A 17,082-nucleotide genomic window follows, 5' to 3' on the forward strand; every position below is an offset into this window, starting at 1 on the left:
CCCAAAATCGGTAGTTAAGGACAATATGATTACCAAAACAGTCGAACAAAAAATAAATTACGTCATTGATTTTGACAGTACCTTCACAAAAGTTGAAGGATTAGATGAATTAGCTGCAATTGCTTTGACTGGTCATAAAGACCAAGATAAAATTGTAGGAGAAATCAAAGCCATTACTGATAAAGGTATGCTTGGAGAAATCGGTTTTGCCGATTCGCTTAAAGCGAGAATAAACCTTTTGCCTGCAAACAGTGACCACGTGGCTACTTTAATTGAGTTTTTGAAAGGAAAAATCTCTGATTCATTTCTTAGAAATGAAACTTTTATTCGTGAAAACGCTGCTAATATTTATATAGTTTCTTCAGGATTTAAGGATTTTATCGTTCCAGTAGCTACTCAAGTAGGTATTTTAGCGGAGAATGTATATGCTAATACCTTCACTTATGATGCTGATGGAAATATCACTGGTTATGATGCTACGAACCTTTTATCACAAGATAAAGGTAAAGTAAAGTTGTTGGAAGACTTGAAATTAGAAGGAGAGATTTATGCAATCGGAGATGGTTATACAGACTATGAAATGCGTGAAGCTGGTTTTGCTTCTAAATTTTTTGCTTTTACAGAAAACGTAGAACGTCAAAAAGTAACTGATAAAGCGGATGAAGTAGTGGCGTCTTTTGATGAGTTTTTATATATCAATGGTCTTACGCGCTCACAATCTTATCCAAAATCTAAAATCAAAGTACTTTTGCTAGAAAATGTACATCCGAAGGCTGTTGAGGCTTTTAAAATTGAAGGGTTTCAAGTAGAATTATTGAAAGGGGCTTTAGACGAAGATGAATTAATCGAGAAAATTAAAGGTGTTTCTATTTTGGGCTTACGTTCTAAAACTAACTTGACAAAAAGAGTCTTAGAACACCCTAATGCGAGCCGTTTGATGACAGTTGGTGCTTTCTGTATCGGAACAAACCAAATCAATTTGGACGAATGCGAACGCCGTGGTATTGCAGTATTCAATGCTCCCTACTCAAATACTCGTTCGGTAGTAGAAATGGCTATTGGCGAAATGATTATCCTTACGCGTGATTTATTGACAAAATCAAACAAAATGCACGAAGGCATTTGGGATAAATCAGCTAAAAATTCTTATGAAATCAGAGGTAAAAAACTAGGCTTAGTAGGTTACGGAAGTATCGGTACACAGCTTTCTGTTATTGCAGAAGCAATGGGTATGCAAGTATATTTCTACGATGCCGTAGATAAATTAGCTTTGGGAAATGCTAAAAAATGCAAGACCTTAGAAGAGCTTTTAAATATTTCTGATTTTATTTCAATGCATGTGGATGGACGCAAAACAAATGCGAACATCATAGGAGAGAAGGAATTTGAAATGATGAAAGATAATGTAATTTTCATCAACCTTTCTCGTGGACACGTTGTTGAAATACCTGCTTTAGTAAATGCCTTGAAATCTGGAAAAGTTTGGGGTGCAGCAGTGGACGTTTTCCCTTATGAACCAAAAACTAACGACGAAGCATTTGTAAACGAATTGCGTGGTTTGCCAAGAGTAATTCTGACGCCACACGTTGGAGGTTCAACAGAAGAAGCACAAGCTAACATCGGTGAGTTTGTACCGAGTAAGTTATTGCAATTTATGAACAACGGAAGTACGTATGGTTCAGTGAATTTCCCAGAGTTGCAATTACCAGCGTTAGAAAATGCACACCGTTTGTTACATATTCACCAGAATGTACCGGGTATTTTGGCGAAAATCAACAATATATTTGCTAAATACAATGTCAATATACAAGGACAATATCTGAAAACTACCACTGAAATCGGTTATGTAATTACAGATATTTCAAAAGAATATGCTGACGAAATTGTTGAAGAATTAAAAGGAATTGACAACACGATTAAGTTTAGAATGTTGTATTAAGATGCTCAAAACAGTTTATATTTGTGCCGCGGAAGTGGCACAAATTATTTATACCCATCAATAAAGCATGATTAAGAAAATAACGATTCAAAATTTCTTTAGCTTTGGCTCTGAACAAACAATCGAATTGAATGCTGATACCAATGTTCTTGTTGGAATTAACGGAACAGGAAAATCAAATTTCATTAAGGCGATACGATTGTTGAAGGCTTATTTGAGTGCAAATGAATTTGAAAAGTTATTTATGCAAAAATGGGGGGGCTTTTCTGGTGCTTGTAATTTTATACATCCCGATGCTTCTGCGATTTACTTACATTATGAGTTTGATAAAAAAGTTGTAAAGACCTTAATCAATGATTTCGTCAAGAATGATTTACATATTGATTTTACAATAAAAAAAGTTGGAAGTTCTTATGATATTTTGGAAAGGGATACTACTTTGGAGTTTACGGATAAGTTATTAGAAGGAATAGAAATATACGACTATTTTGATACTTCTTTTGAAAGCTCAATTCGTCAATTATCGCCATATTATTCAGAAGAAAATCTTTTAAGCGACGGCAAAAATCTAACAGCTTTATTGAGCTATTTGAATGGGAATTCAGTAAAAGCTTTTGATAAACTTTTAGAAGAATTTAAAAAGATAAATCAAAATTTCAGAGAACTCGTTTTTACCACACCAGTAGCTGGAAAAAGCTTACTTTCACTGAAAGAGAAAAATTTAGATAGAGCGATTACTATTGAACATATTTCGGATGGAACTTTGAGATATTTGCTGTTGCTTTCAATCTTTTATAATCCGAAAAGAGGAAGTGTTATTTGTCTTGATGAACCAGAAATGGGGTTACACCCCGATATGATTAATGGCATTGCCAGAGGCATCAAGTATGCCGCAGAAAATGGTACGCAAATGATTATTGCTACACATTCGCCTTTATTATTAAATGCTTTTGAATTAGAAGATTTGATGATTTTTGAGAAAAATGATACTAATGAAACGATTGTAAAAAAAGTTTCAGAGGAGGATTTTCCAGAATGGGAGGGTGATTTTTTAGCTGGACAAATGTGGTTAAGAGGTAAAATCGGTGGAACGCGATGGTAGAAGTAAGCATTTTATTAGAAGGTGGCGTTCATCCTAATAGTAATGCCAGCGCCGATACTTTTGATAATAGTGAAAGACTTCGAGAGAGCTTTCATCAATTATTATCTAGAGGATTAAATAACACAGATAAGATACGGATTGAAATTGATACAAAGGCTTCTTATACTAGTGTTATAAAAGCTATTAAATCTGGAAAAGAAGTAAGTTCCAATACTTTAGCTCTTTTGGATTTAGATGGAGATGAAAGTCAAAGAGATACTAGAATCGTTCAATACGGATTGGAAGAATATAGAGATTTTGTATTTTTTATGATTCAAACAATGGAAGGTTGGATTTTGTCTCAACCTGATGCCATAGAAAAAACGTTTGTTTCTTATGATAAAATAATAGATTTGCCTATTGCTGAAAATGAACTCTTAAAAGGGCTATTGCCACAAAGTATTAGTCAACCAGATAAAGTACTAAATTCACTCTTACTAGAATATTATCAAGATGAAAGAGGAGGGAAGATAAAGAAAGTCAAATACGGAAAATTAAAGAATTCCTATCTTTTGATAGAACAACTTGATATTAATGAGTTAAGAAGGCAATTTGCTGATGTCAATAATTTACTGAACAAGATTAACGATTTAACCATAGATGCGTAAAACATACTTTACCCCCGGCCCAGCCGAATTATTCCCTACTGTTGAACAACATTATAAAGATGCCTTTGACCTGCAATTAGGGTCAATTTCACATCGTTCTGCTCAATTTCGTAGTATTTATCAGCATACAGTTGAGCAGTTGCGTATTTTGATGAATATTCCTGAATCAAATGGAATCTTTTTTACGGGTTCAGCTACCGAAATTTGGGAAAGAGTTATTCAAAATACCGTTGAACATGAAAGCTTTCATTTAGTAAATGGTTCGTTTTCAAAGAAGTTTTTCGATTTCTCGAAAGAATTAAATAAGTATGCTCATAAGCATGAAAAACCTTTTGGTGAAGGGTTTGATTATTCGGAAATTACTGTTCCTGAATATGCTGAATTAATCTGTACTACTGCTAATGAAACAGCTTCGGGAGTACAAATGCGTCCAGCCGAAATTCATAAATTGAAACGTGCTAATAAGGATAAGTTTTTGGCAGTAGATATGGTTTCTTCGGCACCGTATCCTGAACTAGATTTTAATATTATTGATACCGCTTTATTTTCTGTACAGAAATCATTCGGAATGCCCGCTGGTTTAGGCTGTTGGATTGTCAACCCTGCTATGCTTGAAAAGGCTAACCGTATGAAAACGCATGAAAATCAAATCGGTACTTATCATAGTTTGCCTTCTCTATTCAAGAATTTTGAGAAATTTGAAACACCTGAAACGCCTAATGTAATGGCTATTTATGTGTTGGGGAAAGTAGCAGAAGATATGAATAAAATCGGTATCGAAACTATCAGAAAAGAGACCGAGAAGAAAGCAAAGCTATTGTATAATTTTGCAGAAAAAGCTGAATCTTTAGAAGTTTTCGTTAAAAATCCTGAGCACCGTTCGCAGACGGTTATCGTAGTAAATGTAAAAGGTAAGTCTGCTGCTGATATTATTAAAGAAGTGCAGGCGGAGGCTAATTTTGTGATAGGTTCTGGTTATGGCGATTTCAAAACTTCTCAATTAAGAATTGCCAATTTTGCGGCAGTGAATATTGGACAAGTAGAAGCCCTCATTGAAGTCATGAAAACTAAAGTATAAAAACGATAAAGTCTTTGAATACATTCAAAGACTTTATCGTTTTATAGACCTTCCTTTTGAGTAAGACATTTTTATAATATATCAATTTTCAATCAAACCCCAAATACTATTATTCAATGGATTCAGTCGCTCAAACTTATACCTTTCGTTGGGGAATTATCGGTTGTGGAAAAATAGCCGAAAAATTTGCTGACGATTTGGTCGCTTATGTTCCTAATGCTACTTTACATGCTGTAGCTTCGCGTGATTTAGCAAGAGCCAAAGATTTTGGTGCAAAATATAATACCCACCATGCTTTTGGTAGTTATGAAGAAATGCTTAAAAGTGGTTTGATTGATGTAGTTTATATTGCTACGCCTCATGCACAGCATCATGCCAATACCTTGCTTTGTTTAGAGGCGGGGATACCTGTTCTGTGCGAAAAAGCTTTTGCCATTAGTACACAAATGGTACAAGAAATGATTGCTAAATCGCAAGAAAAAAAGCTTTTCTTGATGGAGGCTATCTGGACTAGGTTTCATCCTGCCATTAATCAAATTGAAGACATTATTAAAGCGGGTACAATAGGCGAAATCAAACATATTGTAGCTGACTTTGGCTTTTTAGCTAATTATGATGAAACTGCACGTTTGTTCAACCCAGCACTGACAGGTGGTTCTTTATACGACATTGGTATTTATCCTTTGTTTATTAGTAAGTTGTTATTGGGTAAACCCTCGCAGGTAAAAGCAGTTGCTACTTTTGCACCGACCGGTGTAGATATGAATTGCTCAGTTGCCTTAGCTTTCCCAAATGGTGCTACAGCCTCCTTGTTTTCTACTTTGGCTGCTAAAACGGATACTACTTGTACGATATATGGCACAAAAGGCAAGATATTTATTTCGGGTCGTTTTCATGAGACATTTGGCTTTACGTTGGAATTAGCTAATGAAGAACCACAAGTATTCTCGACAGAAAGAAACGGCTGGGGATATAGCTATGAAGCCATTGACGTACAACGTTGTTTAACAGAAGGAAGAATAGAAAACGACCGACTTCCTTTACAATTTAGTTTAGAATTGATGGAATTAATGTGCGAAATTAGAAGTCAAATTGGATTAAAATATCCACAGGAGTCTTAATACTACTATTCATCACATTTATGTAAAAACCTCCATGAAAAATGCTCATTTTCATGGAGGTTTTTTATTGGTGCTAACTAAAATTTAACATGGGATTATTAAGAAATATTTTCGGACCTAGTAAAGAAGAAGTCTGGGTACAATTAGAACAAGAAATTAATGCACATTATATCAAGAAGAAGAGTTTCTTGATAGATGATTCTAAGGTAGTGTTAGAACATAAAAACTGGACGATAGTCTTAGATGTCTTTCATCGTTCAACAGGCAAAAGTTCTACGCCTTATACTAGAATGCGTTGTGCTTATGTCAATAAAGATGATTTTCGTTTCAAGATTTTCAAAGAAGGTTTTTTTAATGATATAGCTAAATACTTTGGTATGCAAGATATTGAGATTGAAGATGAAATTTTTGATAACGTCTTTATATTAAAAAGTGAAAATTCAGAGCAAATCAAAGCATTGTTTAAGGATGAAAGTATCAAAAAAGATTTTCTAGCACTATCAGATTTATCACTATTTCAAGTTAGTGTTAAAGATGATGAAGGGTATTTTGGACAACATTTCCCTGAAGGAGTAGATGAGCTTTATTTAGAAGTGATGGGTATTCTCAAGGATATTGAACAACTAAAAATCATGTTTAAACTTTTTGCTGAAATCATGGATAGACTTTGTGAAATTGGTTCAGCTTATGAAACTCGCCCCGAAATAGAATTGAAGTAATGAGAAAAAACAAAACAGGGTGCCCAATGAGCACCCTGTTTTTGTTTTAATGAGTATTCAAAATTACTGAGGATTTTGTACAACAAGACCGTTAGTGTTGTTGATTTCATCCTGAGGAAGTAAGAACTGCCATCTTTTATCTCCTGCCGGAACATCCATTACACCGTTTGTATATGAAACGTTGTGGTTACCGCCATTTCTATTTAAAGAACTGTTAGTTCTTTTTAAGTCATAGAAACGGAAACCTTCACCCCAAAGTTCTACACGACGTTGTACCATGATTTCTTCAATTAAATCTGCACCTGTCTTCGTAGATTTAGTGTATTTAGGATCACGATTTACAGCCAAAGTGTATAAAGCATCCGCAGCTCCAGCATTGTTTCCTTGACGAGCTAATGCTTCTGCTTCAATCAAATACATTTCTGCTGCTCTCATGTATGGTACGTCACCAATACTTAAGTTTACGTCAGCCACTCTGAATTTTTTAGGGTGGTATTTATAACGTTGGAAAGTTGATGCTGGCAATGGGAAATCTGTAGTATTAGTTCCTGTTGGATCCCAAAGTTTCTTTCTTACGTCTGTTGCTGAAATTTTATCATACAATACAGAGTACATCACTTTTGGTGTTGATCTAATTGCAGTTGAGCTATAGTTGTTAGACATATAAGCAAAGAACGAATAGAAATAATTCGTTTGGTCAGCTACAATTCTTGATGCCCACATCCATTCACCATTTGAATAGTTGTTGAAACCACCTAGATAGTCTGTGTTTGACATCAAAGTGAACGATGCTCTTGCATCTTTAGCCATAGCAACTGCCGTCGTATAATCTTGCTGTGTTAAAGCAATACGAGCTTTAATTCCTTTTGCAACATTAGCATTAAAATGAGATTTATCTAGACGAGTATAACCTGTAAATAAAGTAATGGCTTCGTCGATATCCTTGTTTATTTGAGTATAAACTTCTGCTACAGTGCTACGTGGTGTTGCAGTAGTACCAGGAGTAAGTACTAAAGGTACACCTAGACCGCTGTTAGCAGCACCCGCTACGAATCTTTCACCAAATAATTGAACCATTTGGAAATACGCCCATGCTCTGTATGTCAATGCTTCAGCTTTGATAGCTTTTTTATCAGCGTCAGAACCTGAAGCTTTGTCAACATTCGCAATAATCATATTGGCATTACCAATAATCATATAGTAGAATGTATAATTATAGTAAGAAATAGAACTTGTTGCTGTTCTATGACTAATCCACTGATATTCAGATCTCAACCAATTGTTAGAAACGTTTGGAAATACAAGATCTTCACCTAGAATATCAATATACAGCATATTACCCGACTGTCCACCTTGTGCTTGTACAGAGAAAATCTGTGAATACATTAATCGGTGAATACCGTTTAATGCAGCCCAAGCATTTTTAGTTGTACTAAAAGCATCTACTGTAGCAACTTGGTCTGTAGGGGCTGTTTCAAGATAATTATCTTCACAAGCGGAGAAGGACATCAATGCGATTAGTCCTAATACTCCATTTTTTATAATATTTTTCATCTTTATTTTTTTAGATCAGTACCTAATTAAAATTTGATTTTTGCTCCTATAGACATTACACGGTTAAAGTTGTAAGTGTTGTCTACCGTTCCGTTGAAAGAACCAGAAACGTTCATACCTTTTCTAGCTGAGAAAAGTGCTAAGTTTTCGCCAGCGAAATAAATACTAGCTTCTTTTGCACCAATTGCAGCCAATACAGAAGTAGGCAATTTGTAGTTTAGGGTAACATTATTTAATTGTAAGTAAGATGCATCTGTTAAATATCTAGTACTTGTACCTGTCAAGTTAGTGATGTTTCCGTTATCAAAACGAGGAACTGAAGTATTGTCCCCAGATTTTTGCCAACGATTCAACGCATCTACGTGCATTGCTGTTCCGTAAGAACCTCCATGCATTAACGATTGATAAGCACTGTCATATACTTTACCACCTACTTGGAATGTGAATTGTACACCTAATGAGAAGTTTTTGTAAGATAAGTTATGTGACATCGAACCATAGAAATCAGGAATTGAAGAATATCCTGTATAACGCAAGTTAGCTTCTGAAAGAACTGTAGTAACAGTATCAGTACCAATTACTTTTCCGTTGGTTGTTAAGATATTTGTTTTATAAAGAGAAGTCCCTGTTTCTTTATCTACACCGTAGAACTCACGCATGTAGAAGTCATAAATAGAGTGACCAACGCTGTATGCTTTCGAACCTGAAATAATCAAAGCTTGGTTATCTGGCATTTTAGTGATTTTGTTTGTGAAAGTAGTTAAGTTCAATGTTGTTGAATAACTAAAATCTCCCTTCTTATAAATATCACCAACCAATTGTAGTTCAAAACCTCTATTGTAAAGATTACCAATGTTTTGGTTAACTGTAAATCCTCCAGAAGTTGTACCACCATTTGATAACGCTAAAGGCACACTGAAAATCAAGCCTGAAGTTTCACGGTTGAAGTATTCAGCAGTACCTGATAATTTACCTTTGAGCACGCTGAAATCAACACCTAGGTCAAAATTGTTAGAAGATTCCCAAGTAAGGCTATTATTAGCAATTGAACCTTGGATAAAACCTGGTTCAGCATTGTTGTTTCTACCTAAGTTATATAAAGCTTGGTAAGGATAATATCCTAAACCTCCGTCATTACCAACAATACCATAAGACGCTCTAAGTTTCAATTGATTAACCCATGATACATCGAAGAAGTCTTCTTTTTCAATATTATATGCACCACCTAATGACCAGAAGTTAGCCCATCTCACATCTTTAGCAAAACGAGAGTTACCATCTCTTCTCAAAGAAGCATTTAAGATATATTTACCGTCGAAATCATAATTAAGACGAGTAAAGTAACTTTCGATACCATAGTTATCTTCATATGAACTCACACCAAGTACTGTTGCAAAGTTGGCAAGTTCAGTAATCCCATCAACAATAATACCTGATCTACCACCATATAAATAGTTGTATTTATATGAATAGTTTTCATGACCACCAAGCAAGTTTACATGGTGTTTACCAAACGTTTTGTCAAATTCTAACAATTGGTTCCAAGTAGAGCTTGTTGTACGATAAAGATAATGGCTTGAACGACCAGCCGGAGCACCGTCACCAACGATAGGGTTGTCATACGTACGGTAATGAGTGTCCTGTAAGTCAAAGCTCAAGTTAGTAGTTGCTTTTAAACTTGGTAGAATTGTAATTGTTGCATGGGTTCTTGCACCAATCGTTCCACGAATTTGGTTACGATTGTTTAATTCATTTTCCCAGATAGCATGACGACCACTTGAAAAAGGCCTTACATCACCCATATCATAGATTTTGTTTCCGTTTGCATCTAATGTATATGAACCATCAGCTCCATGTTTGTAAACAGGATAGATAGGAGCAATAAAACGCGAATAATAGAATGGGTTAACAAAACCTGTTCCACCATCTGCCGCTGCATCAAGATTTGAACGGCTATAGCTACCATTTAAGTTTAATCCAGTTTTAAGCCATTTAGTAGCTTCTGTATTTACACTTACACGACCTGTGATTCTTTCGAAATCTGATTTCAATAAATAACCTTCTTCTTTCGTATAACCCAATGATACGAAGTAGTCAGACTTAGCAGTTCCTCCATCATAGTTGATGTTATAGTTACGTCTGCTTTTTCCTCCTTGTTGAATAGCCTTAGCCCAGTCTAAATCTTCTGGATATAATAACTGTGCATTAGGATTTAATACGCCATTTACATCAACAATTTGATTTTTAGCAACATTAAATGGATTATAAGCGAGTAAATCAGCAATACCTGAATATGATTTACCACCGTAAGTAGTAGTTAAACCTGAAGCAATACTACTAGCATCAGCTAATGGGACTTTTGCAGAACCGTACACTAATGTGTTGCGATATACCTCCCACATCAACGGGTAATATTGTTGTGCACTCACTGTTTCATATTCTGGCAATCCTCTTGAGATAATACCCGCAGAAACGTTTGCGCTGAAGTTACTACGACCTACTTTACCTTTTTTAGTAGTAATCATGATTACCCCGTTTGAACCTCTTGAACCATAAATAGCAGTTGTAGAAGCATCTTTCAATACTGACATTGTTTCAATATCATCAGGGTTTAATGTTGCTGTTGAAGCATCAAAAGGAACACCATCAACAACATAAAGAGCTGAGTTAGAGGCTGAGATAGAACCAAAACCTCTTACGCGAATTGCTGGAGCAGAACCTGGAGCACCACTACCCATTGTTGTTTGAACCCCTGGTGCAACACCAATCAAGGCATTCAGAGCGTTGGAAACTGGTCTTTTTTCAATGTCGCCCGCTTTGATTTGAGCTGAAGAACCAACGTGCATCGTTTTGTTAACAGTACCATAACCTACTACTAAAACTTCGTTTAGTAGAGCAGCGTCAGACTCTAAGCTAACATTGATAACATTTCTGCCCTCAATAGCTACTTCTGTTTTTACAAAACCTACCGAACTGATTAAAAGTTTGGCTGAACCGCCTGGAACAGCAATGGTAAATTTACCTTCTTTGTCGGTAACTGTACCTTTTGTAGTTCCTTTTACTAAAATGCTTACTCCCGGGAGAAAAGACCCGTCTTCTTTTGAGGTTACAACTCCTTTGACTCTGATTTCTTGGCTATATACGTAGCCACTAGTCAACAAGAAGATGAACAATACGATGAAACTTCGTAAAGACTTACTCATAGTTTGTCTGTGTTTTAGTTGTTGATAAATTATTTTGATGAAACAAAGGACAAACTTATTAATAAATTATTATAAAATGCAAGTGAAAATATGACAAAAGACAGAAATAAGGGTTGAAATTTAATTTTTTCTTAAAAAAGGCATAATAATGGTCTTTTTTAACCAATATTTTCTTGAATAATATACGTTTCTAAATTTCTTGGATAATTTTAATCAGTAGTTGAATTGCTTTGCAAAAATTATCTAAATGTGTACAAATATTGATAAATTGGAAGAGAATTAGACTGTATTTTTGTAACGTATTAACTATACGTTTTATTGAAAAATAACATCTTTTAGCCGTTTTAAACCTTTATTTTTTGTGAAATTTTATAAATATCAAAGGCTACTTTTTGCAAATCTATAAATTGTTCTACAATCAAAAGGGTATCATCATCTTCTTTAAAATGATGTTTCAAAGGCAAAATTTTCATGTCAGTATTGATGACATTTTGTTCATTGATTAATATCATCATTGACTCGTGTAGTAGTTTTTCAGAATTCGTAGCAATTTCTTTAAGTTTTTCCATCGCAGGAATATCTCCCGTATGTTCCATTATATACAATGCTAACGTTGCTACGTACGAAGACATCAAATGATTTAATACAGTGAATTTATGTACTTCTTTGATACTTAGTTGTTTACTTTTAGGTTCTGAAAACATCCTTTGGAAGGCAGACGCTAAATTGGCACTACGAACGTATACTTCTTTACGAATAATTTTATAAGGAATTTTATCATATCGTTGTCCGAAATAATAGGTAGTTACCTGATGATAATAGGCCAAATTGACTTCAATCATTTCTACCAAAACTGTTTTGAGTTTCTGATGTTCCCAGCTTGGTAAGAACACATGGCTAGCTACATAAGCGATACTTCCGCCAATGATGGTATCATAGACTCTTTCAATGAAAATTGCTCTGCTTCCCATTCCTAGGAAATCGTATAGAATCAGGATAAACGGAGTCATGAATAATACACTGACTACATAGTTTTTACGTTGAAAGCTATACGCACCCAACATGCAGATTAATAAGATAGCAAAAAGTGCGGAACCATCTTCCACCCAAGCAAGGATACTCATGCCTACAATGGCACCGATAATAGTACCAATCAAGCGGTGATAATTTCGTTCTTTGGTTAAGCTAAAAGCTGGTTTCATGATGACCATAATCGTCAGCAAAATCCAGTTGCTATGTAGAAAATTATAGGACTGGGCAATGATAAAGCCAATCAGCATTACGACGGCCACCCTGATAGCATGGCGAAAAATCTCTGATTTTAGTGCGAGATTCTCTTTGAATAAACCAAAGTCATATTCTTCATGAGAGATAAAATAAGCTGATTGGGTCTGACTTTTTGTAAGTTTTCTTGCTTTTCTATCTTTAAAATGCCCGTTGATTTTCTTGATTCTATGATAAATATTTTCAACATTTACTTCTATATTTTTTAAAGCCTGCACACCAGTTTCTTTAAATTCACTGCCGTATTCTCCTCTTTCTAGGGCTTCAATTTCCAGTTTTAAATCCCTGATTTCACGTGGTAAGCGGAGCGAAATTTGTGGTTTTGCATCAGCTTTTAGCGCATATCCTACCTCCTCTAATTGGTCAGACATGTGTAATAATACAACCTCAAATTGTTTTAAAATACCTATTTCATCAAATTGTTTATGAAGGGTTTGATAGCTATAAAAGGTAGACATAATTTGTTCGAACAAGTCCATCACATCTACAAAAACGATTACTAAAAAACGCCCTTGTTGGGTAGACTCCCGAACAATTTCTCGGCTTTTAAAAAGCAAATCACGCACAGCATTTTGCTTTTCATTCACTAATACTTGGCATTCTAGTAGTTTTTTATAATTCTCGTCATAATCCATTCCTTCTTTATAAAAACCTGCTTTGATTCTCATAAAATGAGAGACCTCAATTACGCAATCACCTAATGACTGTTGGGCTAGTCGATAAGGCATAATTTTATACAAAGATATACTGAGGGCAGAGTACCACAACCCTCCACCTGCAATATAAGCTGTGTAGAGTAGGATGTCTGTAATAGAACGAATATCACCAATGCCTAACGTCATGACTAACAAGGCCGCAGTACCAATGGATGCAATACGGTTTCCATATACGTATAGCATGGAAAACAGAAAGCTAAAGCTTAGGATAATAAAGCCTAGTGCGTATACGGAAATATTGGCGAAGCCTGTGAGTAAAGAGACAATAGAAACGACGAGCGTAGTAACCAACATCGCATTGCGACGATGGGTAATAGGACCGGGGGTATCGGCAATACTGGCACATAAAGCACCTAAGGAAACCGTAATGCCTATTTGTAATAAACCAAACTGAGATAAAATTAAGCTAGGAACCAACGCACCAAAAGTAATTCTGAGTCCGTCACCGAAGTAGGAACTCAAGACAAAATTCTTGATTTCATTGGTTGTTTGTTGTGTTTTTGAGGTCATGTCTTGCTACTTATTAAGTGATTTAGCGAGTGGTAGCTTTTCATTAAAAGAGTCGATTAAATAATGCTAAGGCTCTTATTTTTCGTTTTTATGCTACAATCCTAAAGTCTCAAAATCAGTTTTTGTAAAAATAGATAAAATATTCAAGAATCTATCACTAACATTGATACTTGCATTTTGATTATGCCATACATTTGATATATTGCTTTAAAATACTAACCTCGCTTCCGAAAGACCATGAATAAGAAATCTATCATACTCATTTGCTTCATTGTTTTTAAGTTTATCCTTCAATATAATTTAATCCATCCTATTTATGATTTACACCGAGATGAGTATCTGCATCTCGACCAAGCACACCATTTAGCATGGGGATATTTATCAGTTCCGCCCGTTACTTCTTGGTTTTCGTATATCATTTTGCAATTGGGCAATGGTATATTTTGGGTGAAGTTTTTTCCTGCTCTATTTGGTGTATTAACCATGGTAGTAGTCTGGAAAGCCATTGAAGCGTTAAAAGGAGGTATTTTCGCCCTGATTTTAGGGGCTTGTGCTGTTACTTTTTCTGTCATCCTACGAATAAATACCCTTTATCAGCCCAATTCTTTAGATATTCTTTGTTGGACTTTCTTGTATTTTTCCTTATTAAAGTATTTTATCACCACCCAAAACAAATGGGTGTGGATTGCGGCTGTTACTTTTGCATTTGGCTTCTTGAATAAGTACAATATTGTATTTTTATTGATAGGTTTTATTCCTGCTTTGGTATTGAGTCCCCATCGGAAAGTATTCAAAAATCCACATTTATACATTGCCGTATTCATTGCGTTTTTGCTCGTACTTCCTAATTTAATTTGGCAGGTAAATAACAATTACCCTGTTTTCCATCATTTGGCTTTGCTTAAAAAATATCAATTGGTCAATGTCAGTAGAGTAGGTTTTCTCAAAGAACAGCTATTCTTTTTTACTACTTCACTCTTTGTGCTTATAGCCGCACTTATTTCTTTTTTTAGGTATAAACCCTTTAAAGCGTATCGAGTGTTCTTTTGGGCCTTTGTGTTTACCTTATCAACCTTTGTTTATTTACAAGCGAAGGATTATTATGCCATTGGTTTATACCCAATTTTATTGTCCTTCGGCTCAGTATACCTAGAAAATGTATTGAACGAAGGCTGGAAAATATACCTTCGTCCAGTAGCAATTTTGATTATTCTGTTACTGTTTATACCGATGTACAGAATTGCATTTCCGAATGTTACACCCACTGAAATACAAGGAAAATTAGCTAGTTATAAAAAGTTTGGGATGCTAAGATGGGAGGATGGTAGAGACCATACGATGCCACAAGATTTTGCAGATATGCTAAGCTGGAAAGAACTAGCACAAAAAGTAGATAGTGTTTATGTGGGTATCGCAGACAAAGAACATACTCTGGTACTTTGTGATAATTATGGACAAGCGGGTGCTATCAATTATTATTCAACATTCCCAAATATCGGAGCTGTTACTGTCAATGCTGATTATATCAATTGGTATCCGCCTCTGGATAAAGTTGAAATTAAGAACATCATTTTGATACAATTTGCCGACGATGATGATAAAAACCGTGAAAAAGAAAGACCGCTTTTCCAAGCGGTATCATTAACGGGCAAACTAGAAAATCCTTTTGCCCGAGAATATGGAACGAGTATCTATTTGCTAAAAGATGCCAAAGTTCCAATCAATCATTTTTTGATTGAAGATATCAAAGAGGAAATGAAAGATTGGAATGATTAACGAAGGGCTGACAACGTAACATCAATAATATCTTGATAAACAGCCTTATTAGCCCCCGACTTTGCGGCAACTCTGATGCCTGAAATGGTATTGAACAGGAAGCTGGCTAAGGCTCTTGCATCATTTTGGTTGGTAATTTCACCCAAATCTTGCCCTTTTTTTACAAGATTATAGAAAGCCTCTTCTATGTCTTGCATATTGTCTTTGACTATTTTATGAATCTCTGGGTCGTGGGGTGCTAGCTCTATCGTACTGTTTGTCATAAAACAGCCTTTGCTACAAATTGGATTAAGGCTATCATTCGCAAGCATTTCTAAGAGCTGCTGGATGGTTTGTAGGGGACTGACAGATTGTTTTACCATATCAATCAAGCCTCCTGCCGCTTGTTTTCTATATTGTTCTAAGGCTGAAATATACAACTGATGTTTATCCCCAAAAGTATCATAGATGCTCGAACGACTTAGTCCCAAAGAATCTACCACATCCTGCATCGAAGCGCCATTATATCCCTTAAACCAAAACAAATCTATTGCTTTGTCTAAGATTTCTATTTCATTAAATTCCTTTGTCCTTGCCATGATATTGATCGTTTTAAAATAATACGAATAGCTTTGCCGAATAATTTCAAGCAAAGCTATTTAAACGGAATGAACATTCCAAATATAATCAAAAAAATTAGATTGCTACTGGATTTACCAATAAACCACCATCAACAACAAGTTCGGTACCAGTAATGAACGAAGAATCAGAAGAAGCTAAGAATACTACCGCTTTACCAATTTCGCTTGACTGTCCGAAACGATTCAATAGGATTTTCTTGCCTAATATTTCGCCAAAACCAGCTACTTCTTCATGTCCTAAACCTAATTTTCCGTAAAGTGGTGTTTCAACAGGACCAGGAGAAATAGCATTTACACGTATTTTTCTTGGAGCTAATTCAGTAGCAAATACTCTATTGAATGCTAAGATAGTCGCTTTACTACCAGCATACACACTAGAATTTGGCATACCAACATGGGCATTGATAGAAGTGTTGAATACAATTGAAGCACCGTCGTTTAAAATGGGTAAGAATTTTTGTAATGTAAAGAATACACCTTTTACGTTAACATCCATAATGGTATCATAATGTTCTTCAGAGGCAGATTCTAAAGGAGCAAAAGCCGCAATACCAGCATTCAAGAAAATAATATCAACTTTACCATAAGTAGCTTTTACTTCTTCAACCAATTTATCAATCGATTTCAAATCTGCTTGGTCTGCCACGATTGCCTTTGCATTAAGCTCAGTAGCGGCGGTTTCAAGGGTTACTTTATTTCTGCCTGTAATAATTACTGTAGCACCTTCTGACACTAATTCTTGAGCTGCTGCATATCCGATTCCGCTGTTACCTCCTGTAACGATGGCGATTTTATTTGATAATTTGTTCATTT

12 protein-coding genes are annotated in these 17,082 nt (G+C 35.3%); 7 read left to right on the forward strand and 5 right to left on the reverse strand.

Features of this window, described 5'->3' with window-relative positions:
• Nucleotides 1-25: 25 nt before the first annotated feature.
• From serA to J2Y60_RS01880, 6 genes are all read left to right on the forward strand, one after another.
• Complete coding sequence (serA, locus tag J2Y60_RS01855) at nucleotides 26-1,939, forward strand: phosphoglycerate dehydrogenase (RefSeq protein ID WP_309912311.1); 1,914 nt, start codon at nucleotides 26-28, stop codon at nucleotides 1,937-1,939.
• A 67-nt stretch (nucleotides 1,940-2,006) separates the two neighbouring features.
• The gene (locus J2Y60_RS01860; protein ID WP_309912309.1) at nucleotides 2,007-3,041 is read left to right on the forward strand and encodes an AAA family ATPase; all 1,035 of its coding nucleotides are present in this window, start codon (nucleotides 2,007-2,009) and stop codon (nucleotides 3,039-3,041) included.
• Nucleotides 3,035-3,688, forward strand: a complete 654-nt coding sequence (locus J2Y60_RS01865) for a DUF4276 family protein (protein WP_309912307.1) — start codon at nucleotides 3,035-3,037, stop codon at nucleotides 3,686-3,688. Before J2Y60_RS01860 ends, J2Y60_RS01865 begins: the two co-directional genes overlap by 7 nt.
• Entirely contained in the window at nucleotides 3,681-4,766 is a 1,086-nt protein-coding gene (locus J2Y60_RS01870) for an aminotransferase class V-fold PLP-dependent enzyme (protein WP_309912305.1), read from the forward strand. Before J2Y60_RS01865 ends, J2Y60_RS01870 begins: the two co-directional genes overlap by 8 nt.
• Nucleotides 4,767-4,882: 116 nt before the next feature.
• Nucleotides 4,883-5,887 carry a Gfo/Idh/MocA family oxidoreductase gene (locus tag J2Y60_RS01875; RefSeq protein ID WP_309912303.1) on the forward strand — a complete coding sequence of 335 codons (1,005 nt, stop codon included), beginning with the start codon at nucleotides 4,883-4,885 and terminating at the stop codon, nucleotides 5,885-5,887.
• A gap of 89 nt (nucleotides 5,888-5,976) precedes the next feature.
• On the forward strand, nucleotides 5,977-6,606 hold the full coding sequence (locus J2Y60_RS01880; protein ID WP_309912301.1) for a DUF3137 domain-containing protein: 630 nt from the start codon (nucleotides 5,977-5,979) through the stop codon (nucleotides 6,604-6,606).
• Nucleotides 6,607-6,669: 63 nt separating this feature from the next.
• On the opposite strand, the gene J2Y60_RS01885 is transcribed toward J2Y60_RS01880, so the two are convergent.
• From J2Y60_RS01885 to J2Y60_RS01895, 3 genes are all read right to left on the reverse strand, one after another.
• Nucleotides 6,670-8,160 carry a RagB/SusD family nutrient uptake outer membrane protein gene (locus tag J2Y60_RS01885; protein ID WP_309912299.1) on the reverse strand — a complete coding sequence of 497 codons (1,491 nt, stop codon included), beginning with the start codon at nucleotides 8,158-8,160 and terminating at the stop codon, nucleotides 6,670-6,672.
• 26 nt (nucleotides 8,161-8,186) lie between these two features.
• Nucleotides 8,187-11,363: a SusC/RagA family TonB-linked outer membrane protein gene (locus J2Y60_RS01890; RefSeq protein WP_309912297.1), complete on the reverse strand. Its 3,177-nt coding sequence runs from the start codon at nucleotides 11,361-11,363 to the stop codon at nucleotides 8,187-8,189.
• A 344-nt stretch (nucleotides 11,364-11,707) separates the two neighbouring features.
• Nucleotides 11,708-13,873: an FUSC family membrane protein gene (locus J2Y60_RS01895; protein ID WP_309912295.1), complete on the reverse strand. Its 2,166-nt coding sequence runs from the start codon at nucleotides 13,871-13,873 to the stop codon at nucleotides 11,708-11,710.
• A gap of 237 nt (nucleotides 13,874-14,110) precedes the next feature.
• Between J2Y60_RS01895 and J2Y60_RS01900 the strand changes: the two genes are divergently transcribed.
• Nucleotides 14,111-15,649, forward strand: coding sequence for a glycosyltransferase family 39 protein (locus J2Y60_RS01900; protein WP_309912293.1), 1,539 nt, complete (start codon nucleotides 14,111-14,113; stop codon nucleotides 15,647-15,649).
• Here the strand turns inward: J2Y60_RS01900 and J2Y60_RS01905 are convergent.
• Together J2Y60_RS01905 and J2Y60_RS01910 are read right to left on the reverse strand one after the other, a co-directional pair.
• Nucleotides 15,646-16,227 carry a TetR/AcrR family transcriptional regulator gene (locus tag J2Y60_RS01905; protein ID WP_309912291.1) on the reverse strand — a complete coding sequence of 194 codons (582 nt, stop codon included), beginning with the start codon at nucleotides 16,225-16,227 and terminating at the stop codon, nucleotides 15,646-15,648. The two genes, J2Y60_RS01900 and J2Y60_RS01905, sit on opposite strands and share 4 nt — an antisense overlap.
• Before the next feature lie 97 nt (nucleotides 16,228-16,324).
• The gene (locus J2Y60_RS01910; protein WP_309912290.1) at nucleotides 16,325-17,080 is read right to left on the reverse strand and encodes an SDR family oxidoreductase; all 756 of its coding nucleotides are present in this window, start codon (nucleotides 17,078-17,080) and stop codon (nucleotides 16,325-16,327) included.
• Between the last annotated feature and the right edge of the window lie 2 nt (nucleotides 17,081-17,082).

It is taken from the genome of Arcicella sp. BE140 (assembly GCF_031456255.1).
Lineage (GTDB): Bacteria > Bacteroidota > Bacteroidia > Cytophagales > Spirosomataceae > Arcicella > Arcicella aquatica.

Bases quoted from the DNA above. Each gene is read 5' to 3' on its own strand.
- J2Y60_RS01860 (WP_309912309.1), top strand. From the start codon at position 2,007: ATGATTAAGAAAATAACGATTCAAAATTTCTTTAGCTTTGGCTCTGAA.
- J2Y60_RS01865 (WP_309912307.1), top strand. From the start codon at position 3,035: ATGGTAGAAGTAAGCATTTTATTAGAAGGTGGCGTTCATCCTAATAGT.
- J2Y60_RS01880 (WP_309912301.1), top strand. From the start codon at position 5,977: ATGGGATTATTAAGAAATATTTTCGGACCTAGTAAAGAAGAAGTCTGG.
- J2Y60_RS01895 (WP_309912295.1), bottom strand. From the start codon at position 13,873: ATGACCTCAAAAACACAACAAACAACCAATGAAATCAAGAATTTTGTC.
- J2Y60_RS01910 (WP_309912290.1), bottom strand. From the start codon at position 17,080: ATGAACAAATTATCAAATAAAATCGCCATCGTTACAGGAGGTAACAGC.
- J2Y60_RS01870 (WP_309912305.1), top strand. From the start codon at position 3,681: ATGCGTAAAACATACTTTACCCCCGGCCCAGCCGAATTATTCCCTACT.
- J2Y60_RS01875 (WP_309912303.1), top strand. From the start codon at position 4,883: ATGGATTCAGTCGCTCAAACTTATACCTTTCGTTGGGGAATTATCGGT.
- J2Y60_RS01900 (WP_309912293.1), top strand. From the start codon at position 14,111: ATGAATAAGAAATCTATCATACTCATTTGCTTCATTGTTTTTAAGTTT.
- J2Y60_RS01890 (WP_309912297.1), bottom strand. From the start codon at position 11,363: ATGAGTAAGTCTTTACGAAGTTTCATCGTATTGTTCATCTTCTTGTTG.
- serA (WP_309912311.1), top strand. From the start codon at position 26: ATGATTACCAAAACAGTCGAACAAAAAATAAATTACGTCATTGATTTT.
- J2Y60_RS01885 (WP_309912299.1), bottom strand. From the start codon at position 8,160: ATGAAAAATATTATAAAAAATGGAGTATTAGGACTAATCGCATTGATG.
- J2Y60_RS01905 (WP_309912291.1), bottom strand. From the start codon at position 16,227: ATGGCAAGGACAAAGGAATTTAATGAAATAGAAATCTTAGACAAAGCA.